The following is a 23,700-nucleotide window of genomic DNA, read 5'->3' as shown; positions in this document are numbered from 1 at the left end:
GTGCTGCATTGGAGCGACTTGGGTTATGGATTGGTCATCGATGCATCGAGAGCCCTTCGCGGGCGCGGTTCGTCCTCGTCATCCCCCCTGTCGTCGATCTCGCGGTCGGCGGCCCGGGCCGGGCTCGCCGGAGTCAGGTCGAGCAACTCGATCACGCTGTCCTCGAGTTGTTGGGCGGTGACATTACCCCTGGTCAGGAACACGGCCCGGCCGTCGGCCCAGGGCGCGTACTCGGAACCGTCGAGTTCGGTGTCGCTGTAGCCGACCACACCGGGTACGGCGATCGCGTGCTGCCGGAGCGCGGTGAGCAGGTGTGCGCCCTGATCATCGCGCAGCTGGACGTCGAACACGATCAGATCGGGCCGAGCCCGCTGGCAGAACTCGAGAGCCCCCGCCACCGATCTCGCCTGCTGGACTGTCAGTCCACGGCGCTCCAACAACGTCGTGATACCGGCCGAGAGCACCTCGTCGTCCTCGACGAGCAAGACGAGGTTCCCGGTGTCCAAGCCGATCAGGGCCGATCTGACGGCGTGCGCGAGTCGCTCCTCGTCGATCGGCTTCACCAGCCACTCGGAGACCTTGGCCGCGAGGTTCGGGTGCCCGCTCGGGCTCAGCCCGGAGACGACGACGATCGGCAACAAACGGGTCGCGGCGTGGCGGCCGAGGGTGGCGATGACATCTGCTCCGGAGGTGCCGGGCATGGCCAGATCGACGACCACCACTGCGGGTGGGTCGGACAAGGCGCGCTCGATCGCCTGGCGGCCATCGCTGACGCCGACCGCACGGTAGCCACGAGCCTCGAGCAGACCGCACATCACCTCGACCGCGTAGTCGTCGTCGTCGCAGACCAGGACGGTCGGTTGGTCGCCGCTGCCCTCGGGCTCGGACCGCTCGGCGCGCGGCAGGGTGAAGGTGAAGACGGTCCCGTGCTGGGGATCGCTGCGGGCCCAGATCCGGCCCCCGAGCCGCTCGACGATGCTGCGGCAGATGGCCAGTCCCAGACCGCTCCCGCCCTTGTCCCGGGAATCGGAGGAGTCGACCTGTTCGAACCGGTTGAAGATGCTTTCCAGTCGGTCCGGCGGGATCCCGCGCCCGTGGTCGGTGATGCTGAACTCGACGAACCCTCCGCGAGGCACCGCCGCGATCGTCACCCCGTTGCCGGCGTTGGAGAACTTCACCGCGTTGCTGATCAAGTTGATCAACGCCTGCAGCACCCGGTCGGCGTCGGCCGTGACCACACCGTCGGCTCGGGTGATCTGCAGGACGATGTGCGATTCGGCGGCCAGTTGGTCGACCTGCTGCACCGCCGCGGTGATCAGGTCCGCCGCCCGGTGCCGGCCGATCTCCATCGGAATCGATCCGGACTCGTAACGCTCGATGTCGAGGATGTCGTTGATCAACCGGGTCAGTCGTTCGCAACTCTCCTGTGCGATCGCCAGCAGGTGATCGGCCCGTTCGGGAAGCGTGCCGAGGGCGCCGCCGGCGAGCAACCCGAGAGAACCGCGGATCGAGGTCAGCGGCGTCCGCAGTTCGTGGCTCACCATGGAAACGAACTCGTTCTTGATCCGGTCGACCTCGCGCCGTTGGGTGATGTCGCGGAACACCACCACGGCACCGCTCGTGGTGGAGCCGGGTCCGGTAGCCGCGGATCCCCCCACGGTCAGCGGGGTCGCGGTCACTTCGACCGGGAACTGGCGGCCGTCGGCCCGGACATAGTTGTCCTCCTCCGAGATCGCCGCGAACCCGTCGCGTACCGCCTCGGTGATGTAGCACTGGTTCTCCGGCGTCGGAGAGCCATCCGAATGCCGGGCGTGAAACGTGTGATGCGCGCTGCGGCCGATCAGTTCGGCGGGTGGGAAACCCAGCACTCGGGCCGCGGCCGGGTTGACGAAGGTGATGCGTCCGCTGGTGTCGACCCCGTAGATGCCGTCGCCGACGGATTTCAGCAATAACTCACTTCGTTCGGTCAGCCGACGCAGGTCCCGGGTGCGTTCGGCGACACGTCGTTCCAGCCCCTGGCGTAGGGCGTTGTTGTCGACGATCAACAGGATCTGTCGAACGGCGACGGTGATCAGAACGATCAACCAGAGAACGTTGGCCAGCGGGCTCACTTCACCGAACAGTCCGACGACCGCGGCAGCGATGAAGACCGTGAACATGATCACGGTGCCGGCTACCGGTGAGGCTTCCCGGGCCGGTCCCGTGGCCGGGGAGGTAGCGGCGGCCGGATGCCGGGCGGCCAGTGCGAACAAGAAATAGCCGGCGACCCAGCCAAGATCGGCGATCGTGCCGAATCTGAAGGCCTGTTGCGCACTGAGCACCGCGAAGGAGAGATCGGAGACCGCGTAGAGCGTGAACCCGAGCCCGACCAGGAGCAGAGCAGGACGATCATCGACGCCGCTGCGCATGATCAACAACACGGCCAGGGTCGCGGCGACGACGTCCGCGATCGGCAACGCAAGCGCGGTCACGTCGGTGATCGCCAGGATCGACTGCCGGACCAGCAGCGGCGGGTAGACGACGACGGCGGTGAGGAAGAGAATCGATCCGCCGACGACGACCCCGTCCAGGATCATGCGAGCCAGGTCGGTGTGCCGGCGGCGGGCCGACGGGAAGCTGATCATGGCCAGGATGCCGCAGAGCAGCCCGACCAACAGTCCGATGTCGCCGAAGTCGGTGGCGGGCCGGGGCTGATCGGTGACCAGTTGGGAGTAGAAGTTCGCGCCGAGGCCGATCAGCGCACCCACGGCGAGCAACAACCAAGCCCGGGACCGGCGTTCGTGCCGGTTGCGGATGCCGCGCTGGCCACAGCTCAGCACGACGACGAGACCGCCGACGGACAGCATCAACTGGCTGCACAGCTGGCGAGTGGCTTGGGGAAGCGGGCTGGAGAGCAGCACTCCGCTGCCGAGGAGAGCGACGGCCGCGAGCAGGCACCAGACGATGAAAGCGGTAAAACCGCGCGGGCGGGACTGCCGGGAAATCGATCCGGGGTCCCCAGCCGACTCCGTCATGCTCGGACGCTATCATCGCCCGAAGTGTGCTTTCAGGTCGTATCAGCGACCGCAGCGGCGGCAGCGCCGGATTCTCAGGCCCCTCTGGTGTGGTTAATGGGAGGCGCTACGATGGCCCCCGACTGTGTACCTGCGGGCACGTGATTCAACTTCGGTCGCAGTTGGGCGGCGCTGGTGCGCCGGAAACTGCTGAACGGCGACTGGACGGGGCGGTTGGAGGCGACGCTATGGGCATGGAAAGCCGACGCGGGAAACAACGTACGTTGCGCCGCGGGGGCTGAGCATCCCTATGGCAGACCGTCACATCCTCGTCGTGGACGACGACAGCTCCATCCGGGAGGTCGCACACCTGGCGTTGGAGCTGGTGGCAGGTTGGCGGGTGACCACCGCGGCTTCGGGCACAGAGGGGTGGCAGCGGGCGCTTTCGGACCGGCCGGATGCCATGCTGCTCGACGTCATGATGCCGGGGATGGATGGACTCACCGCTCTGCGCCGGTTGCGTGACGATCCCGTCACCCGGGACATTCCGGTGATCCTGCTGACCGCGAAGGTGGGCGGCATCGAGCAGCAGAAGGGCGAGGACGGCCCGCCCGCGGGCGTGATCGCCAAACCGTTCGATCCGATGACGTTGGCCGATGAGGTCGCCGCCCTGCTGGGATGGCAGCGATGAGCGACCCGTCCGGCGTGCCCGATCCGACGACCGAGGCCGTGTTCAACTCGATCAGCGCCCAGGCGCAGGAGACGAACCGGATCCGGGTCACCGCGCTGGATCAGCTCATCCAGGAGTTGCCCGAGGACGGGTCGGCCGCGGACGGCCGGCGTCGGGCCAAGGACCTCGCCCATCAGATCGCCGGCTCGGCCGGCACCTTCGGCAACGCCCGTGCTTCCGAGCTGGCTCGTGAGATGGAGCAGTTGCTGACCGGCGAAATCGATGCCACCGCGGCGTCGGAGTTGCGGACGCGGGTCGCGGCGTTGCTCGAGGCGCTCGGCTAGCCGTCCGTTTCAGGCTCAGTCGGAGCCGCGGGGGACGACGAAGTCGGACAGGACGGCCGTGCCCGGGTGGGCTTCGGACCAGTCCAGGTCGGTCTGCAGGATCGCCAGGCCGCTGGTCGGATATTTGGTCTCCAGTCGGGTCCAGGCCTTCTTCTGGCCGCGTCGGTCGGCGAGCAGCCGGGCCAGCTCGGGCAGGCCGGGGGAGTGGCCGATCAGGAGGGCCGTCTCCGCGTCCTCCGGGAGGCGCCGGACCAGCTTGGCCAGGGCGCCGGCCCAGGCTTCGTAGATCCGGTCGTCGTAGCGCACCTCTCGCGCCACGGCGCCGCCGAGGACCGCCCGCTCCCAGGTCTGCCGGGCCCGGGTGGCCGTGGAGCAGATGACGATGTCCGGCTTGTAGCCGTTTCCGGCCAGGAATTCGCCGAGGGCGACCCCGTCCCGCCGGCCGCGACCGGACAGCGGACGATCATGATCGTCGACCTCGAGACCCCACTTCGACTTCGCGTGCCTGGCCAGCAGCAGCGTTCGCCGAGGTGGATCGTTCGGCGGTGTCATGGTCCGAGATTAGGCGCCGAAAGCGAGGCCAAGGTTACGGCCAGAAGACCGCAGGGTGGCCACTCGCTCAGGCCGGTCCAAGTTTCCGGAGGGCGTACGCCGCGAGCCTCAGCGCCAGCCCTGCGGCAGTTCCGCAGCCGTCGGTACGTGGCCGCCGGCCAGCCGGTGCTGCTCCCGCGCTCGCCGCTCCGCGATCACCGCGGCCAGGAACTCCCTCGCCGGCAGCAGCACCGGCGGGGCCGGGGCGGTGCGGGCCGCGACCTGTCGGGCCAGCTCCTGGGCCAGCTGTTCCTTCGGGTACGGCAGCAGGTCGTCGTAGCGCTGCACCAGCTGCCGGGACGCCGTGACCAGCTCGTCGGGCAGGCCGCTCAGCTGCAACTGGGAGGTCCAGTCGGCCAGCTCGCGCGGCACCGGCGGGATCGCCGGCGGGCGGCGGGGGGATCGGACCCGCACCATCAGGGTGCCGGCCACCAGGTCGCCGATCCGCTTGGACTGCCGGTTGATCGAGGCGCAGATCAGCCCGCCGCAGAAGCCGGTCCAGGGCGCGAAATCGGCGAACCAGAAGGTCAGCCCGCGCAGCAGCGCCTGCCGGAACCGGATCGGGCCGCCGTCGTCGCGGACCACCCGCAGGCCCAGCGCCCAGCTGCCGAGGGTGCGGCCGCGGGTCGCGGTCTCGCAGCCGATCGGATAACCGAAGGCGATGATGATCGATCCGATCATGGTCATCGTCTGCTCCCGGTACTCGTACCCACCGGCGACGACGGAGATCACGTAGCCGAACAGCGACGAGGCGAGCGTGATCAGGGCGATGTCGATCACCGCCGCGAGCAGCATGCTCGGCACCCGGGCCGGACGCAGGTCCAGCAGCACCGCGTCTCCGGTCACGATCTGGCTCACGGGCCCAGTCTTGCATCACTCGGTGCACCGGTCCGGGCCGACGACTCCGGGAGTCAATAGTCTGGCCCGATGGACCTGGACTCCTACATCCTGCGGCACAGCCGGCAGTGGGACCGGCTGGCGTCTCTGACCGACCGGCCCGGCCGGCTGACCGGGGCCGAGGCGGACGAGCTGGTCGATCTGTATCAGCGGGTGGCGACCCATCTGTCGGTGGTCCGCAGCACGGGCTCGGACGCCGTGCTCGAGGCCCGGCTGTCCTCCCTGGTGGTCCGGGCGCGGGCCACGGTCACCGGCACCACCGTGCCGCTGTGGCGCTCGATCGGCCGGTTCTTCACCGTCGTGTTCCCGGCCGCGGTCTATCGGGCCCGCTGGTGGTGGGGGATCACCGCGGTGATCAACATCGTCGTCGCGACGCTGGTCGCCTGGCGGGTGATCAACACACCCGGGCTGGCGGAATCCTTGCTCAGCGACGAGCAGGCCAAGCAGTTGGTGGACTATGAGTTCGCCCAGTACTACTTCGAGAATCCGGCCTTCGACTTCTTCCTGCACGTCTGGCTGAACAACGCGCGGGTGACGGCCAGCTGCCTGCTGCTCGGGATCTTGATCGTTCCGGTGTTGATCTTGCTCTGGAACAACATCGCCAACGTCGGACTGATCGCCGGCTACATGATCGAGGCCGGCCGCGCCGACATCTTCTGGGGGCTGCTGCTGCCGCACGGGATGCTCGAGCTGACCGTGGTCTTCGTCGGCGCCGGGGCCGGGCTCCGGCTCGGCTGGGCCTGGATCGCGCCCGGCCGGCGCAGCCGTACCCAGGCGTTGGCCGTGGAGGGACGCGCGGCCGGCGCGATCGCCCTCGGGCTCGCCGTCTGGCTGCTGATCTCGGGCCTGCTCGAGGGCTTCATCACGCCCTCACCGCTGCCCGCCTGGGCCCGGCTGGCGATCGGCGGCGCGGCGCTGGCGGGCTTCCTGGTGTACGTGTTCACCCTCGGCCGCTGGGCCGCCAACGCCGGTGAGACCGGAGACGTCAGCGGCGAGGAACTGATCGCCGAAGTCCCGGCCGAAGTCCCCTGACCCGACCCAGAACCGACTTGTCAGAACTGAGTTGTGTCCTGGCACAACTCAGTTCTGACAACTCGGGTACGTCTTGAGGGTTATTCGTCTTTGGGAGGGTTGTCGTCGCGGAGGCTCTCCCAGATCTCCTTGCATTCGGGGCAGACCGGGAAGCGCTGCGGGTCGCGGCTCGGCACCCAGACCTTGCCGCAGAGGGCGACCACCGGGGTGCCCATCACCATCGCCTCGGTCAGCTTGTCCTTCGGTACGTAGTGCGAGAAACGTTCGTGATCGCCTTCCTCGGGCCGGAAATCGGTCCGTTCATCGACGATCGTCTCCGCTCCGGGACTCAGTTGCTGGCTCACCTGGGTCAGTCTAGGAGACGGCTGAGGTAGCTGTCGGAGGGAAACCCCATTGACCTCGACCGCGGTTGAGGTGATGAAGTTGCCCGGTGAACGCGGAGCCGACCGAAACCGACCAGGGCCGCCAGTCGGCGACTCAGCCGCCCGCGGTCTCCCGGCGGGCGCTGGCGATCGGGATCTGCACGGTGGTGGTGGCGGTCGCGTTCGAGGCGATCGCGGTCGCGACCGCGATGCCGGCCGCGGCCCGGGAGCTCAACGGGATCTCGGTGTACGCGTGGGCGTTCTCGCTGTTCCTGATCGGGATGCTGCTCGCCACCGTGGTCGCCGGCCGGATCTGCGACCGGATCGGGCCCGGCTGGCCGTTCCTGGCGGGAGTAGCGCTGTTCACGGTCGGGATCGTCGTCGCGGCCACGTCGCTGTCGATGGGGCAGTTGATCGGCGGCCGGTTGATCCAGGGCCTGGGCGGCGGGGTGATGAACGTCGCCTCGTTCGTCTGCATCGCCCAGGTGTTCGACGAGCGGACCCGGCCGCGGATGTTCACCTACATCTCGACCGCGTGGGTGGTGCCGTCGTTCGTCGGGCCGCCGATCTCGGCCTGGCTGACCGAGAACCTCAGCTGGCACTGGGTGTTCTGGAGTGTGCTGCCCTTGGTAGCGGTCGGCCTGATCATCGTGCTGCCGACGCTGCGGGCCCTGATCCGGGCCCGGGCCGCGGCACCGCCGCCGGATCCGGCCGCCGACGCGGAGCGGCAGCGACCAGCACCGCTCTGGGCGGCGGGCCTGGTCGCGGTCTCCGCGGCCGCGATCCAGCTGGCCGGGCAACGGCTGGACTGGCTGTCGGTCCCGCTCGTGATCGCCGGCCTGGCCGGGCTCGGCTTCAGCCTGCCCCGGCTGATGCCGCCGGGGTTCCTCCGGCTGCGCCGCGGGCTGCCGATGGTGATCATGGTCCGCGGCCTGTTGCCCGGCGCGTTCTTCGGTGCCGAGGTGTTCGTACCGCTGATGTTGGTGGAGCAGCGCGGCGTGGACCTGTTCTGGGCCGGGGCGGTCCTCACCTGCGGGGCGGTCGGCTGGTCGACCGGGGCCTGGCTCCAGTCCCGGCCGTGGATCGAGCTGCCCCGCAACCGGCTGATCTCGCTCGGCACGATCTGTGTCGCCGCCGGCCTCATGCTGGTCGCGAGCACCGCGCTGCTGCCGCAACTGTGGGTCGGTCTGGTCGCCGTCGGCTGGGTGATCGGCGGGTTCGGGATGGGCCTCGGCATCGCGTCCACCTCGATCGCGGCGATGGCGCTGTCCCGAGACGACGAGCAGGGGCGGAACGCGTCCTCGCTGCAGCTCGGTGATTCGCTCGGCGCGGCCCTGTTCGCCGGGGTCAGCGGAACGATCTTCGCCGCCCTGCACCCGACCGGCGATGAACGCGTGATCTTCGGCACAGTGATGGCCGCGATGGTGATCGTCGCCCTGCTCGGGGTAGCCGGCTCGACCCGGATGGGGCGTCCCCGGAAAGTCTGATCACTCGTCTAAACTCTCGCCGGTGACAGCCGGACAACCCGATATCAAGGCCACCGGTCTTCCGCCGGCGTTCCCGGATCGGGCGGCCTGGGGCACGGTCAAGCAACTGCGGGCCTGGCAGGCGGCGGCGCTGACGCAGTACTTCGAGACTCAGCCCAAGGACTTCCTCGCGGTGGCCACGCCCGGTGCCGGCAAGACGTCGTTCGCGCTCACCTTGGCCGCCAACCTGCTGGACCGGCGGATCATCGACCGGATCATCATCGTCGCCCCGACCGAGCACCTGAAGACCCAGTGGGCCGAGGCGGCCGACAAGATCAACATCGCGATCGACCCGAACTTCGGGGTCAAGCAGGGCAAGACCAGCCGCGACTTCGTCGGCATCGCCCTCACCTACGCCGGGGTTGCGCAGAACACGCTGGGCCTGCGGATCCGGACCGAGGCGTTCAACACCTTGGTGATCTTGGACGAGGTGCACCACGCCGGCGACGCGCTGAGCTGGGGCGAGGGGGTGCGGGAGGCCTTCGAGCCGGCGACCCGGCGGCTGATGCTGACCGGGACGCCGTTCCGGTCCGACGCCAACCCGATCCCGTTCGTCACCTACGAGCCCGAGGCCGGCGGCGGTCACCGGTCGCGGGCCGATTATTCGTACGGGTACGCGCCGGCGCTGGCCGACGGGATCGTCCGGCCGGTGCTGTTCCTGGCCTATTCCGGCGACCTGCACTGGCGGACCAGCGCCGGTGACGAGGTCGCGGCCCGGCTCGGCGAGCCGATGACCCGGGACCTGGCCGGCCAGGCGCTGCGGACCGCGCTGGATCCCGAGGGCGCCTGGATCCCCAGCGTGCTCCGGGCGGCCGACACCCGGCTGACCGAGGTCCGCGAGCACGTACCGGATGCCGGTGGGCTGGTGATCGCCAGTGATCAGAACTCGGCGCGGTCGTACGCCGAGATCCTGCACGCCATCACCAAGAAGAAGCCGACCGTCGTCCTCAGCGACGACCCCAAGGCGAGCAAGAAGATCACCAAGTTCGCCGAGAGCGACGATCGCTGGATGGTCGCGGTGCGGATGGTGTCGGAGGGTGTGGACGTGCCCCGGCTCGCCGTCGGCGTGTATGCGACGTCGATCGCGACGCCGCTGTTCTTCGCCCAGGCCGTCGGCCGGTTCGTCCGGGCCCGGGCCCGGGGTGAGACCGCGTCGGTGTTCCTGCCCAGCGTGCCGCACCTGCTCCTCTTCGCGGCCGAGATGGAGCGGGAACGTGATCACGTCCTGAAGGCGCCGGCGACGCCGGACGAGTCCGACCTGCTGGACCTGGCCGAGCAGACCGAGACCGAGCCGGACGGTGACGCCGACGAGGAGCGGGGCGGGTTCGCCGCGCTGGAGAGCAACGCCGACTTCGACCGGGTCGTCTTCGACGGCGGCGAGTTCGGCATCACCGCCTCGGCGGGCAGCGAGGAGGAGCTGGACTACCTCGGCATCCCGGGCCTGCTGGAGCCGGATCAGGTCCGCGATCTGCTCCGCCGCCGGCAGGCCGAACACGTCGCCCGCGGTCCGCGGACGGCGCCGCCGGAGCTGAGCACCCACGCCCGGCTGCGGGAGCTGCGCAAGGAGTTGAACGGCCTGGTCGCCGCCTGGCACCACCGGACCAACCGGCCGCACGGCGTGATCCACACCGAGCTGCGCACCGCCAGCGGCGGCCCGCCCAGCGCGATGGCCAGCGCTGAGGAACTGCAACAACGGATCGACCTGATCCGCGACTGGGCCATCACCGGCCGTTCCTGACCCTCGGCGCAAGGGATTAGGGTCGAGGGGTCGGCGAGAGGAGTGGTCGTGGCTGAGGTGAAGATCACCAAGGAGCTGCTGGTTGATCATTTCGGGCGGATCCGGGAGCTCGTCAGTGAGCTGACCGAGGGTTTGTCGGAGGAGACTTCGACCTATCGTCTCGATCCCGGGGCTAACACGATCGGCTGGCTGATCTGGCATCAGGCCCGGGTCCAGGATGATCATCTGGCCGACGCCGCCGGCACCGAGCAGGTCTGGCCGCAATGGCGGGACCGGTTCGGGCTGCCGTTCGGTCCGGACGCGACCGGCTACGGCCAGAGCAGCGACGACGTCGCCGCGGTCCGGGTCCCGGCCGAGCTGCTGGACGGCTATCACGCCGCCGTGCACGAAGCGACGCTGCGCTATCTGGACCGGCTCGACGCCGCCGAGCTCGAGCGGGTCGTCGACACCAACTGGAATCCGCCGGTGACCGTGTCCGTACGCCTGGTCAGCGTGATCGGCGACTGCCTGCAACACCTCGGCCAGGCCGCGCTGATCCGCGGCGTCGCCGATCGCGCCGGCCACCCGTAGCGACAAACGCGGCAGTTCCACTCATCCGCGGCAGTTGCAACTGCCGCGGATGGTCGGAACTGCCGCGTTTGTGCGCCCGGGGTGGGCTTGGGGGTTAGTAGGGTCCGGGGGTGAGTCAGAATTCGCGACCGGGTTGGGCGGTGATCGGGCCGGTGCTCGCGGTGCTGGCCGCCGGGTCGGCCGGTGCCCTGGCCGCTCAGCTCGCCCCGCTCTGGCAGAGCGACCTGGACACGAACGCGTCCTGGCCGGCGCTGGTGGTCGCACTGCTGCTGGCCGGCGTGATCGGGGTCGTCGTCGGCCGGCGGGCACCGGTGGCCACGTTGCCGATCGCCCTCGTGGTGAGCGCGGTGGGGTCCCTGATCGGCATGCTGGCGCCGGAACCGCGGGTGCTGCTGGTGGCCTTGGCCGGGCTCGGGCTCGGCGCCGGCCTCGCCCTCGGCACCGCGATCGCGCTGGCCGTACGGTCGCCCGGCCCTGCTCTGGCGTGGATCCTGCTGGGCGTGGCCGTCGTCGTCGGCGCCGCGGCCGGCTGGCTGATCGGCCTGGTGATCGGCACCGGGTGGGGATTTCGGCCGGGCTTCCTGATCGCGGCCGTCGGCGCCTGCCTGGCCCTGCCCGTCGTCCTCGTACTGGAGATCATCGTCCTGGTCCGCCGCCGCTGACGCCGGCCGACTCGGTCGAGCGCTCCCTTGTCCGGCCGTCGATGTAAAGCTAAGCTTGACACGTGCAAGATACGTTGACAGCGTTACTGCGCGAACTCCAGGACCGCACCGAGGCGTTGCGCGTCGTTCCGGTGCTCGGCGACCCGAACGATCGCACCCGCCTGATCCGGGGCGCGATCGGCATCCGGGACTCGGCCGAGCGGGCCGTCGCCGCGGCGATCCAGCAGGCGCGGCGCGACGGGACGAGTTGGCAGGCCATCGGTGACGCCCTGGGGGTCACCCGGCAGGCCGCGTTCCAGCGCTACGGCAAGCCCATCGATCCACGAACAGGAGCCCCGATGAACACCACCCCACTGCCCGCGGCCGGCGGGCTGGCCGCGACCGTGATCGACGACCTCGCCGCCGGCAACTGGTCCGCGGTCACCGCCCGCTTCGATCCGACGATGACCGGGGCGCTCTCGGCCGACGGCCTCAGCGCGGCCTGGGCGCAGATCGTCGGCCGGGCGGGAGCGTACGAGAGCCGCGGCGAGCCCACCGCGGTGCGCACCGCCGACGTCACGATCACCGACACGCCACTCGCGTTCGAGGCCGGGGACTTCACCGCCCGGGTCAGTTTCCGCGACGACCGGACGATCGCCGGGCTGTACCTTCTCGACGCAGAACCCGGCTGAGCCGGCGGTCCGAGCCCGGTCCTGCCCGCCGCCCGGTCGTCACCAGCAAGGTCGTTCGGCCGAGCTCTCTACAGGCGGCCGTTGGATCGATCCTGATCTTGCCCGTCGGGCTCGCTCCGGAGATCAACTTCCGGGCCCGCCGCCGCTGACCCTGAGCCTGGGTCCGCGGTCGGCACGATGATCATCCGGGTCTGGGTGATGATCCGGCGGACCGGGCGATCCCACTCCTGGGCCGGCAGTTCGCTCAGCAGCTCGTCGTCGTTGATCATGGTCCAGACCTCGGCGTCGGCCGGCAGCGGGGACAGGGCGCGGTCGTACCAGCCGGCGCCGCGACCCAACCGCTGTCCGGCCGGATCGGCCGCCAGCGACGGGCAGATGATCACCTCGGCCTGGCTCAACGCCGCGGCGTCGAGGACCGGGCCGGTCGGCTCCAGGATCGACTTGCGGCCGGTCCGCAGCCCGTCCGGGCCGGAATACCAGGCCCAGCGGGGTTCGCCGAGCAGCCGGCCGGCGCCGTCGGTCAGCACCGGCAGCAGGACCTCCACGCCCTGCGCGGCGAGCCAGCCGACGAGCTGCAGCGTGCCCGGCTCGGCGGCGGCGGAGAGGTAGCAGGCCAGGCGGTCCAGCGGGCCGCGGCTGAGCAGGGCCTGCTGGACCAGCCCGAACCGGGCCTCGTCGTCGGCCTGCCGTTGCTCGGCCGGCCGGGAGTCCCGGCGCAGCAGCACGGCGTTGCGCAGCAGCGATTTGGCACCGTCGAGCGCCTCGGCATCGGAAGGCATCGCGTCAGTCTATGCAGACCTGTCAGAACTGAGTTGTGTCATGGCACAACTCAGTTCTGACAAGTCGGCGGAGGGGGGGGCGCCGAGTTCCGCGCCTACCCCAGTTGACGGGGCACTAGTGTGTTGGCCATGCCACTGTTCGGTCGGAAGAGGAAGGACGAGCCGGAATTCGTCGCCGAGCCGCCGGCGCCGCTCGCCGACCCGCCGCAGGTCGACGAGAACGGGTTGCGGTCGATGGCCGATCACCGCGACTACCTGCTCGGTCAGGTCGAGGAACTGCCGCCGTTCGGGCAGCAGTTGCTGGACGCCGTCGGGCTGAGCCTGTGTGAGGACATCGTCGCCGCGGTCAGCCTGCCCGGCTTCGACAACTCGGCGATGGACGGCTACGCGGTGATGGCCGAGGACGTCGCCGCGGCGAGCGAGGACAGACCGGTGATCTTGCCCGTCGTCGGTGAGATCCCGGCGGGACAGGCGGCGCGGCATCCGCTGTCCCCGGGCACCGCGATGAAGATCATGACCGGGGCGCCGCTGCCGGATCAGGCCGACGCGATCGTGCCGTACGAGAGCACCGATCGCGGGGCCGACGACGTCAAGATCTTTCAGCCGACCGAGCGCGGCCGGCACGTCCGGCGGACCGGCGAGGACGTGTCCGCCGGCGAGCTGGTGCTGGCCTCCGGCGACCGGCTCGACCCGCGCCGGATCGGCCTGCTGGCCGCGGTCGGCAAGGACAAGGTGCTGGTCCGGCCCCGGCCCCGGGTGGTCGTGCTCGCCACCGGCTCGGAGCTGGTCGACCCGGGGCTGGAGTTGCCCAGCCCGCAGCACATCTTCGACTCCAACTCGTTCCTGCTCGCCGCGGCGGCGAAGGCGGCCGGGGCCCAGGTGTTCCGGGTCGGCCTGGTCGGCGACGACCCGGCGCAGGTCCGGCAGGTGATCTCCGATCAGCTGATCCGGGCCGATCTGCTGCTCACCTCCGGCGGGGTCAGCCAGGGTGATCACGACGTGATCAAGGACGTGATGCCGGAGCTCGGCTCGACCGACTTCTGCCAGGTCGCCATGCAACCGGGCAAGCCACAGGGCTTCGGGCTGATCGGCGACGACCGGACCCCGATGATCATGGTGCCGGGCAATCCGGTCAGCGCGTTCGTCTCGTTCGAGGCGTTCGTCCGGCCGGTGATCCGCAAGCTGATGGGCGTGACTCCGTACACCCGGACCGCATTCCGCTGCCGGGCCCGGACCGCGATCAGCGGGACCTTCGGCCGGATGAACTTCGCCCGCGGCCTGGTCACTCTCGACACCGACGGCGAGCGGCAGGTCGAGCTCGCCGGCGGCCACGGATCGCATCTGATCGGCGACCTGTCCCGGTCGAACGCCCTGGTGATCGTGCCGCGCGACGTCGAGGTGATCCCGGCCGGCCACGAGGTCGACGTCTGGTTGCTGGACGATGACGACTGACGGCTCGGGTCCGGACGCCGGCCTGACCCATCTGAACGCGAGCGGCGAAGCCCGGATGGTCGACGTCTCGGCCAAGCCGGTCACCGCCCGCACGGCCACGGCCGGCGGCCTGGTCCGGCTCTGCGCCGCGGCGGTGGCGACGCTGCGCGACGGGACGGTGCCCAAGGGCGATGCCTTGGCGGTGGCCCGGATCGCCGGGATCCAGGGCGCCAAACGGACGCCGGACCTGATCCCGCTCTGCCACCCGCTCGCGATCAGCGGGGTCGACGTCGACTGCGCGGTCGTCGACGAGGGCGTACGGATCACGGCGACGGTCCGGACCACGGACCGGACCGGGGTCGAGATGGAGGCGCTGACCGCGGTGGCCGTGGCCGGCCTGACCATGATCGACATGATCAAGGCGATCGACCGCTCGGCGATGATCACCGACGTGGCGGTGCTGGCCAAGGCCGGCGGCCGGAGCGGGACGTTCGCCCGGGACGACGTCGAGCGGGCCGACGCGGAGCCGGGGGACCGGTGACGGACGAGGCGCGGCCGACGGCGGCGGTCGTCACGGTGTCCACCCGGGCGGCGGCGGGCGACTACGCCGACCGGTCGGGGCCGATCATCGCCGAGTCCCTGCGTGAGCTGGAGTTCGAGGTCACGGGCCCGTACGTGGTCGCCGACGGCCTCCCGGTCGGGGAGATCCTGCGCGAGCTGGTCTTCCAGGCCGCGGTCGATGTGGTGATCACGACCGGTGGCACCGGGATCAACCCGACCGACCAGACGCCGGAGCAGACCCGCGGCCTGCTCACCGCCGAGCTGCCGCAACTGGCCGCCGCGATCGCCCGCTACGGTGTCGATCACGGAGTGCCGACAGCCGTGCTCAGCCGGGGCCTGGCCGGCGTCGCCTCCCGGACCTTGATCATCAATCTCCCTGGATCCAGCGGCGGGGCGCGGGACGGGATGGCCGTACTGAAGGAGGTGCTGCCGCATGCCGTCAGCCAGCTACGAGGCTCCGATCACCGGGCCGGTGACCAGCGGACCAGTGAGCAGCGAGGCAGTGACGCCGGCGCCGGGGACGGCTGAGGTGCCCGACCTCGAGTGGCCGCAGCCGGCGGGTCCGTCGATCCTCTACCGGCATCGCTGGCCGGTCTCGCTCAGCCACGGCCCGGTCCAGCTGCGGCCGATGCGGATGCGTGACCGGGCCGCCTGGGACCGGGTCCGACGCGCCAACCAGGAGTGGCTGAAGCCGTGGGACGCGACCCGGCCGCCCGGGGCGGAGGAGCGGCCGTCCTCCTACAGCGCGCTGGTCCGGATGCTGCAACGCCAGGCCCGGCAAGGCCGGATGCTGCCCTGGTTCGTCACGTACGACTTCGCCGCCGAACGGGAGGCCGAGGGGCTGCGGCCGACCGGCGGACCCCAGCTGGCCGGACAACTGACCGTCAGCGGGATCGTCGGCGGGTCCGCCTCCTGCGGCCAGATCGGCTACTGGATCGACCAGCGGCTGGCCGGCCGCGGCATCATCCCGACCGCGGTGGCGCTGGCCACCGACTACTGCTTCGCGGTGATGCGGCTGCACCGGATCGAGATCGCCATCCGGCCGGAGAACGAGCGCAGCCTGCGGGTGGTGGAGAAACTGGGCTTCCGGCCGGAGGGGCTGCGGCCGCGCTATCTGCACATCGACGGCGACTGGCGTGATCATCTTGTCTTCGCGCTGAACGCCGAGGAGGTGCCCGGCGGGATGCTCAAGCGCTGGTTGGCCAGTCGCAAAAATGATCATGGTGCCGCTTGACGCGTCAATGATTCTTCGCGACACACCGCCGGAGGTCGGACCTCTCGTGGTGATCTGACCGTAACGTCAGCGTGTGGGCACGACTGGCATCATCTTCGGCGCCATCGCGGTGGCGTGGTTGATCTATCTCGTCCCCATGTTTCTCAAGCGGGAGGACGACCACGAGGTCGACGGTGAGGATCCGGCGAACCGCTTCTCCGATTCGATCCGGATCATCCGGCAGGGCATGGCCCCACTGCTTGATCAGGATCTGGCCGAGATCCCCTCGATCGAGGTGTCGACGCCGCTGACCCGGCGGGCGGCGCTGGCCGACCTGCGCCGGCTGGAGCGACTGGCCGCGCGGCGGCGGTTGCGGGTGCTGGTGTCGCTGATGATGATCACCTCGGCGGTCGTCTCGATCTGCGCCTTCGGCCTGATCCCGTGGTGGTCGGTGGCGATCCCCGGCGGCCTGCTGGTCGGCTTCGTCGTGGTGGCCCGGATCAGCGTCCGCGGCATGCGCCGGGATCTGGATACGCGATTCCAGTCGATCAAGCGCGGCGGCAGCAACGAGAGCACGATCTTCCTCAGCCCGAAGCTGCAGCGGACCCCGGACGAGGCGACCGGCGCGCTGGCGCTGGGCGAGGCGGCCCAGCAGTCGAAGCCGGGCGGGCTGTGGGACCCGGTGCCGATCACGATGCCGACCTACGTCTCCAAGCCGCTCGCGCCGCGCACCGTACGGACCATCGACCTGTCCAGCCCGGACGTCACCAGCTCCGCCCGCCAGTCCGTACCGGTGACCGCGGATGCTCCCACCGCCGACGCCCCCGAGACCGGCGAATCCGACGAGGACGGCAAGGGCGACAAGCGCGCCGCCTCCGCCTGACCCCGGTCAGATGACCTGGACCGTGATGGTGGTGTTGTCGCAGCCGCCGGCCAGGTCTTCCATCGCAGCTTTCTCGGCGCTGTCGACGGCCAGGCTCCAGCGGATCTTCGCCGCGACGAACTCCCGCAGATAGCGGCACTGCTGCTGCGCGGGCAGCCATTCGGCGACGTCCTGATCGCCCTTCGCCTGATTCACGTTGTCGGTGACGCCGACCAGGGTGCGGTGGTCGCCGAGATCGTTGGCGTACGACTGCCGCCGGCTCGCCGGCCACCGGTAGGCGCCGGAATCCCAGGCCTCGGCCAGCGGGACCAGGTGGTCGATGTCGACGTCCGACGTCTGGGTGTGCGAGACGCCGTCGTAGTAGGAGAACCAGCGGCCGCCGCTGAGCGAGCAACCGGAGCCGACGGTCGGCGGGTCGTCGGCCTCCTCGATCAGCACCTCGTCGCGGGCATCGCAGCCGTCGCCGTCGGCGTCGACCCAGTGGACGAACTTGTCCCGGTCGTAGCCGTCGCGATGCTCGGTCGCGACGCCGAGGTGAGCGATCGCGGAATTCAGCGGGGCCGAGTAGCTCGCGGCGGCCGCCGCCTCGCCGGTCGAGGCCAGCGTGGCGAACAAGGCGGCGAGCAGGGCCGCCAGGGCGACCAGGCCGTGCAGGAGAGTGCGTACGCGGGTCCGGGTCATGGCGGGAGACCTCTCGTGGGGGGATCACGAACTCGTACCGTTCCCCACTCAACCCCAGCTCGACGCCGAGGGCAACGACCACGAGGCGACGCCGGGATGAACCGGTTCGAAGCACCGCGCGGCTGATGATAAAGTCTGCGTGCTGGTAGCGGCCCGAGGCCGTATCCGGGGCTATAGCTCAGTTGGTAGAGCGTCGCGTTCGCAATGCGAAGGTCAGGGGTTCGAATCCCCTTAGCTCCACCCGATTCCGACGACCCTGCTCACCCCCGATCCGTGGGTCGGGTGTTCAGGCAAGATCAACTCGGCCCACGACACTGGTTCGTCGTCGGTCAAGAACCTGTTTCGAACCCGACCGAACCGGTGGACCAGTCGAGGAGCAGAAGGCCGGTCGAGATGGCCAGGGTGAGGCCGACGGCAATCAGGGCGAGCCGGACCGGGATGCGGAGTTTTCGGCGGGCGACGCCGAGCACGGTCAGTGCCACGCCGGCGGCCGTGAGGATCGCCGGGCCGAGCACGAGGGTCAGGCCGGCCAGGGCGACGACGGCCACGATCGTGGTGACCGGCCACCAGCGGGTGGTCCGGGGCGGCTGACTCGGCATGGGCATCTCCTCGATCCCCGAGTGTACGGGCTGGTCAGACGTTGATCAGCGACACCGGGATGCCCCGCCAGGTCCAGCCCGAGGTGGGTTCCCAGGTGCCGGCGCCTGCCAGATAGGCCTCCAGTTGTCGTCGCGCATCGGTGCCGGCGAAGTCCACCCGGATGTGGGCGCGGTCGGGGCACGGATCGAGCGACCAGGCGCCGGCGTCGTAGATGTCGTCGCGAATCAGGAACGGGTTCTCCCGGGCCAGCTCGGCCTGAACCGTCGACTTCAGCGGCGAGTCGGTGCAGCCACGCAGCGACGGCACATTCCCGTAGAGCTCCGACTGGACCGCGAGCTGCAGGCGTTGCGGGCCGCCGGCCACGACGAACACCGTCGTGGCGATCGCGGCCAACAGGCCCAGCGCCAGCACCAGGCGGAGCCGGCGATTGCCACTCTTCACGACGCTCAGCCCGGACGCTGGCCCTGGCCGGGACCGGTCGCCCCCGGGTGCGGCGGATGGGGGTGCTGGGGGTGCGGCTGCTGGGGGTGCGGCTGCTGCGGGTGCGGCTGCTGGGGGTGCGGCTGCTGTGGGTACGGGGGACGCGGGAGCGGGGTGCTGGTCTTACGGCGGCTCAGGACGATCAGCAGGATCACCCCGGCGATCACGGCCGGGACGACGATGATGAGGAAGATCAGTTCGATCGGCCCGAGCGGGAAGGCGAGGGGGATCACAGGATTCCTTGTCGGTCGGTCCGATTCGGCGGACATCGTGGACGTGGCAGCGAGCGAACCGAGGATAACAGCGTTATAGCTCACGCTAGGCTCAGGGCGAAATCCCTGACCGGAGGAGACCACCGCCCGCCATGACCAAGGACAACCGCCGACGTGCGCTCGATCGCCTCGTGCTGCCGATCGTGATCGGGCTGGCCCTGAGCGGGTGCGCTCTGTTGAGCACCGACCCCGAGTACGGCGGGCCGCCGGCTCCGGAGCTCCGGCTCGAGAAGATCTGGGACAGCGGGGCGAGCGGGATCGAGCACGCAAGCTACGCCCTGGTGCTCGGCGAGACGGTGGTCCTGACGGAGGTCCCGACCGAGAGCGACAAGCGTCCCGGTCGCACGGAGCAGTCGGTGGCGGCCGTGGACGCCGCCACCGGTGAGCTCCGGTGGCGCGTCGACCACGACACGCCGCTGGCTCCCGTCATCGCCGGCACGGGTCTCACCCGGGCGCGGCCCGACGTCGAGTACTTCTACAACCACGATTCGCGGGGCGGGGCGGCGAAGGCGGCCGGCGGGATCGTCGCGGTGCCTTACTCGCAGGCCGCGAGCGCCGCGCCCGGCGAGGGCTACACCGACGGCTGGGCCATCGTCGGGTTGAGCCTCGCCGACGGCAAGCCGCGCTGGGCCTACCCCGCGATTCCCCAACTCCCGGTCGGCGATCCCCGTGCCCGCCCCGACACCTTGGCCAAGGTGGTCGCGGTGACCGGTTCGGCGGTCGTGATCAACCTCGAGGCACCGGGTGGCGGGTTCGCCGATTCGGATGGCGCCGGGAGACCGGCCACCACCATCGCGCTCGACTCGCAGACCGGCACCGAACTCTGGTCCACCGATGACCTGCTCGCCCTCGCGGCCGTGGACGACTCGATCATCGCGCGATCGGACTCGGGCGATCAGGCCGGTCGCCCCGTCGTCCTCGATGCCCGCACCGGGAAGACCCGCTGGACCGGAGCCGGCCCGGCCTACCTGGCCGCCGTGTGTGACACCCACGCCGTCTTCGTCGCCGACGGATCGGGCTACGAAGCCGTCGAGTTGCGCACCTCGGCCAGCACCAAGATCAAGGCGACCGGCCGGCTGGTCTGCGATCACGGAATGCTCGCCTGGCTCACTGACAGCGATCTTCGTACCCGCGTGATCAGCACGGAGCAGACCGAGCGCGGAGCGGTCGACCTCGACCCGGGCTCGGAAGTCCACATCAAGGTCGAGGTCGAGGCCGCGGTCAACGGCTACCTCTGGGGCGCCGAGTGGTACGAACTCAGCCCGACCGAGCATCCCGATGAGTGGATCACGTTCGCGTTGGACCGCACCGGAGCGAAACGCGCCCGGCTGCCGGGCCGGCACCTGCTCGCCGTGTCCGACCGATTCCTCGTCGCCACCACCGCCGGCCAGAGTGACGACGGCCATCCCTTCGAGGTCTACAAGATCAACTGACCGGGCGAGCCTGCTCGGGGTGGCCCGCGCCCGGTCGGTTGACGTTGACCGGTGGGAGCAGGGCAGCGAGACTGGCGCGACATCACTTCGCCGGGTCGAGGAGTTCTCATGGGCTGGTTGCGCAGGGTTTCGAAGCGGGCAGCGTTTCTGGCGGTGGCCGGGGTGCTGATCGTCGGGCTGGTGATCACCCAGTCGGCCGGACCGTCGACCGCGGTGCCCGGAGCGCTGTTGCCGGAACAGCTGGACACGTTGCTGAACGACCCGCGCTACGACGGTTCTCAGGTCGCGCTGGTGGTCCGGGACGCGGCGACCGGCGAAACGCTGTACGAGCGGAACGGGGATCAGCGGATGCTGCCCGCCTCCAACACCAAGCTGTTCAGCTCGGCCGCGGCGATGGACGTCCTCGGGCCCTCGTACCGGTTCCACACCGACGTGCTGGCCACCGCGCCGGTCCGCGGCGGCACCCTGCGCGGCGACCTCTTCCTCAAGGGGTACGGCGATCCCACCACCCTGGAGTCCGACTACGTGGGGCTGGCCAAGGAGTTGCGGGCGGCGGGAATCCGGCGGGTGCACGGTGACCTGGTCGCCGACGACTCGTACTTCGATGACGTCCGGCTCGGCGACAGCTGGGCCTGGGACGACGAGTCGGCCTACTATGCGGCCCAGATCTCGGCCCTGACCCTGGCCCCGAACACCGATTACGACTCGGGCACCGCCATCGTGGAGCGCGGGCCCGGGGCCGAGGTCGGTGCGCCGGTGCAGCTCAAGCTGGTCCCGGCGAACGGCGTGCTCGAGTTGATCAACACCGCGAAGACCGGCCCGGCCGGGTCGGCCAACACGCTGCGGATCGCCCGCGACCACGGCAGCAACCTCGTCCGGGTGACCGGCTCGGTGCCGCTCGGCGCGGCGTCGGGGCAGACCTGGGTGACCGTGTGGGAGCCGGAGCTCTATGCCGCCGACGTGTTCCGGCGGGCGCTCGAGGCGGAGGGCATCAAGATCAACGGCAAGATCACGAACTCGGCCACGCCGGCCGGAGCACGGAAGCTCGCCGACGACCAGTCGATGCCGGTGGGTGAGCTGATGACACCGTTCCTCAAGCTCTCCAACAACATGCACGCCGAGACTCTGGTCAAGGCGATGGGGGCGGTTGCCGAGGCGGACGGCAGCTGGCCGACCGGGCTGGGCGTCGTGGCCGACTATGCCAAGGGCGTCGGCGTGGACACCGCCCGGATCCGGCTCTCCGACGGCTCCGGCCTTTCCCGCAAGGTGAATCTGACCGCGGACAGCATCACCGACCTGCTGATCGGAGTGCGGCAGGAGCCGTGGTGGCAGCAGTGGCACGACGCGCTGCCGGTCGCCGGGAATCCGGAGCGGCTGGTCGGCGGCACCCTGCGGTCGCGGATGCTGGACACCCCGGCCGCGGACAACCTGCGCGGCAAGACCGGCTCGCTGACCGGCGTCACCGCGCTGTCCGGCTATGTCACGACTCAGGACGACCGGCTGCTGGTCTTCTCCATGATCAGCAACAACTACCTGGTCAGCCCGCGTCCGGTCGAGGACGCAGTCGGTGTCACCCTCGCCTCCTGGTCGGACCAGGCTCCGGCAAAGGTGACACCGGGGACGCTGCGTAGTGATCAGCCGAGCTGTGAACTCGAGTGGGTCAAGGCCTGTTGATCAAGGTCTTGTCGATCAGGCCGCCGCGCCGACCGGGACGCGGTGGTCGACCTCCGGCTGATCATCGGCCACGGTGCCGGCTTCGGCGGCGGCCTGGCTCCGGTAGCGATCGCTGAGCGCCCGGTAGTGCTTGGTGGTCAACGCGTAGGCAGTCAACTGCAGGCCGCCGACGCCCATCACCACGAATACCAGGGCGATGCCGCGCTCCGGTCCGGTGCCGAACCAGTCGCCGATCAGCCGGGCGCCGGCGCCGTCGGTCATGAACGGCATGAACACGAACTGGGCCAGCGGACTGATCAGGAACGCGGTCAGCGGTGAGGCGGACTGCTCCACGCTCTGGGCGAAGCCGAAGACCCGGCCCTGCCGCTCATACGGCACCACCTTCTGCAACACGGCCTGCTCCGAGGCTTCGGCGAACGGCATCAGCAGCATGAAGATCGCCATCCCGCCCAGCAACAGGATGACCGACGCCTGCAGCGGGAAGATGATCGTCACCGTCCACAGGGCCAGGTTGATCATCAACAGCAGCCGCACCGGGTTGGAGCTCAGCCCGGTCTTGGTGATCAACAGGCCGCCGATGATCGTCAGCGTGCTCAGGGCGCCGAGGGCCAGGCCCCACGTCTGGACCGACATCATGGACAGGCCGTACGGGTCCATCAGCGCCATGAAGCCGCCGAACAGGAAGTTGTTGATCGTGGTGAAGATGATCAAGGCGAACAGCCCCCGGGTCTGACCGACGATGCGGATGGTGCCCCGCAGATCGAGCTTCTTGTCCGCCGGGGTCGCAGCCACGGCGGCCAGCCGCTCCGGGACCCGTACGGTCTGCAGGTGCACCAGCGAGGCCGCCAGCACCACCACCGCCAGCACCAGCATCCCCAGCAGGCCGGTGGCGCCGACCAGCAGGCCGCTGATCACCGAACTGACCAGGAACGAGACGCCCGAGGTGGTGCCGACCAGGCCGTTGGCCTTGCCCCGCCGCGCCTCGTCGAAGAGCGCGGTGACCACGGTCGGCAGGGCGATAGTGCGCAGATTGCCGACGATCATCCCGGCCATCAGCAGCACCACCAGCACCCAGACCCGGGGGTCCGTCGCGTTCTGCCACGCCACGGCCGGGGTGGCCAGGTAGAAGACCAGCCCGACCGCGTACAGGCCGAGCGAGATCGCCGCGGAAGCCTGCATCACGCTCTTCTTGCGGTGATGATCCACGATGCCGCCGAAGAAGATCCCGGTGCCCGCCGTGCTGATCAGGTAGATGCCGGCGATGATTCCGGTCGCGAAGACCGACTTCGTCTGCAGGTAGACGAAGAAGGTGACCGCGAACCACATCGAGAGGTTGATCACCGACACCGGGAGCACGTTCGCCAGCAGTCGCAGGAACGTCCGCACGGCCGGGTCGGCCGGGCTCAGCTTCGCCGCGGCTGCCGCGGACGGTCCGCCGGTGGCTTGGTCGGTGCCGGTGGTGCTCATGTCGGGCTCCTGGTCTCGATACAATCACTATGATGACAATAGTTAAATTAATCGCTATGATGATAGTAGTCAAGCCCTCGCGGAGGTGATTTCGGTGAAGCGATCGAGTGGCAAGTCGCACTGCCCGATCAACTACGGTCTGGAGACGTTCGGAGATCCCTGGACGCTGC

At 69.9% G+C, this 23,700-nt stretch carries 25 protein-coding genes and 1 tRNA gene; 16 read left to right on the top strand and 10 right to left on the bottom strand.

Features of this window, described 5'->3' with window-relative positions:
• Window positions 1-23: 23 nt before the first annotated feature.
• Window positions 24-3,014, bottom strand: coding sequence for an ATP-binding protein (locus tag FNH24_RS16340; protein WP_152363279.1), 2,991 nt, complete (start codon window positions 3,012-3,014; stop codon window positions 24-26).
• Between the two features lie 313 nt (window positions 3,015-3,327).
• Between FNH24_RS16340 and FNH24_RS16335 the strand changes: the two genes are divergently transcribed.
• Together FNH24_RS16335 and FNH24_RS16330 are read left to right on the top strand one after the other, a co-directional pair.
• Window positions 3,328-3,684, top strand: a complete 357-nt coding sequence (locus tag FNH24_RS16335) for a response regulator (RefSeq protein ID WP_246186931.1) — start codon at window positions 3,328-3,330, stop codon at window positions 3,682-3,684.
• Entirely contained in the window at window positions 3,681-4,007 is a 327-nt protein-coding gene (locus FNH24_RS16330; protein WP_161606160.1) for an Hpt domain-containing protein, read from the top strand. The genes FNH24_RS16335 and FNH24_RS16330 overlap by 4 nt, the downstream gene beginning before the upstream one ends.
• A gap of 15 nt (window positions 4,008-4,022) precedes the next feature.
• Here FNH24_RS16330 and FNH24_RS16325 read toward each other — a convergent pair whose 3' ends face one another.
• Window positions 4,023-4,559: a SixA phosphatase family protein gene (locus tag FNH24_RS16325; protein WP_152363276.1), complete on the bottom strand. Its 537-nt coding sequence runs from the start codon at window positions 4,557-4,559 to the stop codon at window positions 4,023-4,025.
• Window positions 4,560-4,667: 108 nt separating this feature from the next.
• The gene (locus FNH24_RS16320; RefSeq protein ID WP_152363275.1) at window positions 4,668-5,456 is read right to left on the bottom strand and encodes an RDD family protein; all 789 of its coding nucleotides are present in this window, start codon (window positions 5,454-5,456) and stop codon (window positions 4,668-4,670) included.
• Between the two features lie 69 nt (window positions 5,457-5,525).
• Here FNH24_RS16320 and FNH24_RS16315 point away from each other — a divergent pair, with 69 nt between their 5' ends.
• The gene (locus FNH24_RS16315) at window positions 5,526-6,527 is read left to right on the top strand and encodes a stage II sporulation protein M (RefSeq protein WP_152363274.1); all 1,002 of its coding nucleotides are present in this window, start codon (window positions 5,526-5,528) and stop codon (window positions 6,525-6,527) included.
• 80 nt (window positions 6,528-6,607) lie between these two features.
• Here the strand turns inward: FNH24_RS16315 and FNH24_RS16310 are convergent, their stop codons facing one another.
• Window positions 6,608-6,871: a DUF3039 domain-containing protein gene (locus FNH24_RS16310; RefSeq protein WP_152363273.1), complete on the bottom strand. Its 264-nt coding sequence runs from the start codon at window positions 6,869-6,871 to the stop codon at window positions 6,608-6,610.
• Between the two features lie 86 nt (window positions 6,872-6,957).
• On the opposite strand from FNH24_RS16310, the gene FNH24_RS16305 reads away from it, so the two are divergent.
• The 5 genes from FNH24_RS16305 to FNH24_RS16285 all read left to right on the top strand — a co-directional run bounded on the left by FNH24_RS16305 (window position 6,958) and on the right by FNH24_RS16285 (window position 12,056).
• The gene (locus FNH24_RS16305; protein WP_152363272.1) at window positions 6,958-8,376 is read left to right on the top strand and encodes an MFS transporter; all 1,419 of its coding nucleotides are present in this window, start codon (window positions 6,958-6,960) and stop codon (window positions 8,374-8,376) included.
• A 22-nt stretch (window positions 8,377-8,398) separates the two neighbouring features.
• A complete protein-coding gene (locus FNH24_RS16300) occupies window positions 8,399-10,153 on the top strand; it encodes a DEAD/DEAH box helicase (protein ID WP_425486897.1) in 1,755 nt (584 codons plus the stop codon).
• A 48-nt stretch (window positions 10,154-10,201) separates the two neighbouring features.
• The gene (locus tag FNH24_RS16295) at window positions 10,202-10,723 is read left to right on the top strand and encodes a mycothiol transferase (protein WP_217428270.1); all 522 of its coding nucleotides are present in this window, start codon (window positions 10,202-10,204) and stop codon (window positions 10,721-10,723) included.
• Window positions 10,724-10,833: 110 nt separating this feature from the next.
• Window positions 10,834-11,385, top strand: a complete 552-nt coding sequence (locus FNH24_RS16290) for a hypothetical protein (protein ID WP_152363271.1) — start codon at window positions 10,834-10,836, stop codon at window positions 11,383-11,385.
• 62 nt (window positions 11,386-11,447) lie between these two features.
• The gene (locus FNH24_RS16285; protein ID WP_217428269.1) at window positions 11,448-12,056 is read left to right on the top strand and encodes a DUF3887 domain-containing protein; all 609 of its coding nucleotides are present in this window, start codon (window positions 11,448-11,450) and stop codon (window positions 12,054-12,056) included.
• Between the two features lie 68 nt (window positions 12,057-12,124).
• Here the strand turns inward: FNH24_RS16285 and FNH24_RS16280 are convergent, their stop codons facing one another.
• Window positions 12,125-12,835 (bottom strand): 5-formyltetrahydrofolate cyclo-ligase, encoded by a 711-nt coding sequence (locus tag FNH24_RS16280; protein WP_152363270.1) that lies wholly within the window; start codon window positions 12,833-12,835, stop codon window positions 12,125-12,127.
• Between the two features lie 129 nt (window positions 12,836-12,964).
• Between FNH24_RS16280 and glp the strand changes: the two genes are divergently transcribed.
• The 5 genes from glp to sepX all read left to right on the top strand — a co-directional run bounded on the left by glp (window position 12,965) and on the right by sepX (window position 16,923).
• Window positions 12,965-14,287: a molybdotransferase-like divisome protein Glp gene (glp, locus tag FNH24_RS16275; RefSeq protein WP_152363269.1), complete on the top strand. Its 1,323-nt coding sequence runs from the start codon at window positions 12,965-12,967 to the stop codon at window positions 14,285-14,287.
• A complete protein-coding gene (gene moaC / locus FNH24_RS16270; protein ID WP_152363268.1) occupies window positions 14,277-14,807 on the top strand; it encodes a cyclic pyranopterin monophosphate synthase MoaC in 531 nt (176 codons plus the stop codon). The genes glp and moaC overlap by 11 nt, the downstream gene beginning before the upstream one ends.
• Window positions 14,804-15,355, top strand: coding sequence for a MogA/MoaB family molybdenum cofactor biosynthesis protein (locus FNH24_RS16265; RefSeq protein WP_152363267.1), 552 nt, complete (start codon window positions 14,804-14,806; stop codon window positions 15,353-15,355). The genes moaC and FNH24_RS16265 overlap by 4 nt, the downstream gene beginning before the upstream one ends.
• A gap of 100 nt (window positions 15,356-15,455) precedes the next feature.
• Complete coding sequence (locus FNH24_RS16260; protein WP_152363374.1) at window positions 15,456-16,061, top strand: GNAT family N-acetyltransferase; 606 nt, start codon at window positions 15,456-15,458, stop codon at window positions 16,059-16,061.
• Window positions 16,062-16,134: 73 nt separating this feature from the next.
• Window positions 16,135-16,923 (top strand): divisome protein SepX/GlpR, encoded by a 789-nt coding sequence (gene sepX, locus FNH24_RS16255; RefSeq protein WP_152363266.1) that lies wholly within the window; start codon window positions 16,135-16,137, stop codon window positions 16,921-16,923.
• A 6-nt stretch (window positions 16,924-16,929) separates the two neighbouring features.
• Here sepX and FNH24_RS16250 read toward each other — a convergent pair whose 3' ends face one another.
• A complete protein-coding gene (locus FNH24_RS16250; RefSeq protein WP_152363265.1) occupies window positions 16,930-17,604 on the bottom strand; it encodes an HNH endonuclease family protein in 675 nt (224 codons plus the stop codon).
• A gap of 167 nt (window positions 17,605-17,771) precedes the next feature.
• Between FNH24_RS16250 and FNH24_RS16245 the strand changes: the two genes are divergently transcribed.
• A tRNA-Ala gene (locus tag FNH24_RS16245) sits at window positions 17,772-17,844 on the top strand.
• 89 nt (window positions 17,845-17,933) lie between these two features.
• On the opposite strand, the gene FNH24_RS16240 is transcribed toward FNH24_RS16245, so the two are convergent.
• From FNH24_RS16240 to FNH24_RS31485, 3 genes are read right to left on the bottom strand one after another with little or no spacing between them, the layout of a single operon-like run.
• A complete protein-coding gene (locus FNH24_RS16240) occupies window positions 17,934-18,203 on the bottom strand; it encodes a hypothetical protein (RefSeq protein ID WP_152363264.1) in 270 nt (89 codons plus the stop codon).
• Window positions 18,204-18,237: 34 nt separating this feature from the next.
• Window positions 18,238-18,645 carry a hypothetical protein gene (locus FNH24_RS16235; RefSeq protein ID WP_161606159.1) on the bottom strand — a complete coding sequence of 136 codons (408 nt, stop codon included), beginning with the start codon at window positions 18,643-18,645 and terminating at the stop codon, window positions 18,238-18,240.
• 5 nt (window positions 18,646-18,650) lie between these two features.
• The gene (locus tag FNH24_RS31485; protein WP_161606158.1) at window positions 18,651-18,917 is read right to left on the bottom strand and encodes a hypothetical protein; all 267 of its coding nucleotides are present in this window, start codon (window positions 18,915-18,917) and stop codon (window positions 18,651-18,653) included.
• A 131-nt stretch (window positions 18,918-19,048) separates the two neighbouring features.
• Between FNH24_RS31485 and FNH24_RS16225 the strand changes: the two genes are divergently transcribed.
• Both FNH24_RS16225 and dacB read left to right on the top strand, forming a co-directional pair.
• Window positions 19,049-20,389: an outer membrane protein assembly factor BamB family protein gene (locus FNH24_RS16225; protein WP_152363261.1), complete on the top strand. Its 1,341-nt coding sequence runs from the start codon at window positions 19,049-19,051 to the stop codon at window positions 20,387-20,389.
• A gap of 108 nt (window positions 20,390-20,497) precedes the next feature.
• Entirely contained in the window at window positions 20,498-22,063 is a 1,566-nt protein-coding gene (gene dacB / locus FNH24_RS16220; protein WP_152363260.1) for a D-alanyl-D-alanine carboxypeptidase/D-alanyl-D-alanine endopeptidase, read from the top strand.
• Between the two features lie 15 nt (window positions 22,064-22,078).
• On the opposite strand, the gene FNH24_RS16215 is transcribed toward dacB, so the two are convergent.
• Window positions 22,079-23,530, bottom strand: coding sequence for an MFS transporter (locus FNH24_RS16215; RefSeq protein WP_152363259.1), 1,452 nt, complete (start codon window positions 23,528-23,530; stop codon window positions 22,079-22,081).
• Between the last annotated feature and the right edge of the window lie 170 nt (window positions 23,531-23,700).

Origin of the sequence: Microlunatus speluncae (assembly GCF_009299835.1) — a bacterium.
In the GTDB taxonomy this organism is placed as follows: Bacteria; Actinomycetota; Actinomycetes; order Propionibacteriales; family Propionibacteriaceae; genus Microlunatus; species Microlunatus speluncae.
This window is presented reverse-complemented; position numbering and strand designations above follow the sequence as displayed.

Coding starts and splice junctions, on each gene's coding strand:
- FNH24_RS16240 (WP_152363264.1), bottom strand. CDS start 18,203: ATGCCGAGTCAGCCGCCCCGGACCACCCGCTGGTGGCCGGTCACCACG.
- FNH24_RS16225 (WP_152363261.1), top strand. CDS start 19,049: ATGACCAAGGACAACCGCCGACGTGCGCTCGATCGCCTCGTGCTGCCG.
- FNH24_RS16325 (WP_152363276.1), bottom strand. CDS start 4,559: ATGACACCGCCGAACGATCCACCTCGGCGAACGCTGCTGCTGGCCAGG.
- FNH24_RS16340 (WP_152363279.1), bottom strand. CDS start 3,014: ATGACGGAGTCGGCTGGGGACCCCGGATCGATTTCCCGGCAGTCCCGC.
- FNH24_RS16260 (WP_152363374.1), top strand. CDS start 15,456: ATGCGGATGCGTGACCGGGCCGCCTGGGACCGGGTCCGACGCGCCAAC.
- dacB (WP_152363260.1), top strand. CDS start 20,498: ATGGGCTGGTTGCGCAGGGTTTCGAAGCGGGCAGCGTTTCTGGCGGTG.
- FNH24_RS16250 (WP_152363265.1), bottom strand. CDS start 17,604: ATGACCCGGACCCGCGTACGCACTCTCCTGCACGGCCTGGTCGCCCTG.
- FNH24_RS16315 (WP_152363274.1), top strand. CDS start 5,526: ATGGACCTGGACTCCTACATCCTGCGGCACAGCCGGCAGTGGGACCGG.
- moaC (WP_152363268.1), top strand. CDS start 14,277: ATGACGACTGACGGCTCGGGTCCGGACGCCGGCCTGACCCATCTGAAC.
- glp (WP_152363269.1), top strand. CDS start 12,965: ATGCCACTGTTCGGTCGGAAGAGGAAGGACGAGCCGGAATTCGTCGCC.
- FNH24_RS16330 (WP_161606160.1), top strand. CDS start 3,681: ATGAGCGACCCGTCCGGCGTGCCCGATCCGACGACCGAGGCCGTGTTC.
- FNH24_RS16215 (WP_152363259.1), bottom strand. CDS start 23,530: ATGAGCACCACCGGCACCGACCAAGCCACCGGCGGACCGTCCGCGGCA.
- FNH24_RS16280 (WP_152363270.1), bottom strand. CDS start 12,835: ATGCCTTCCGATGCCGAGGCGCTCGACGGTGCCAAATCGCTGCTGCGC.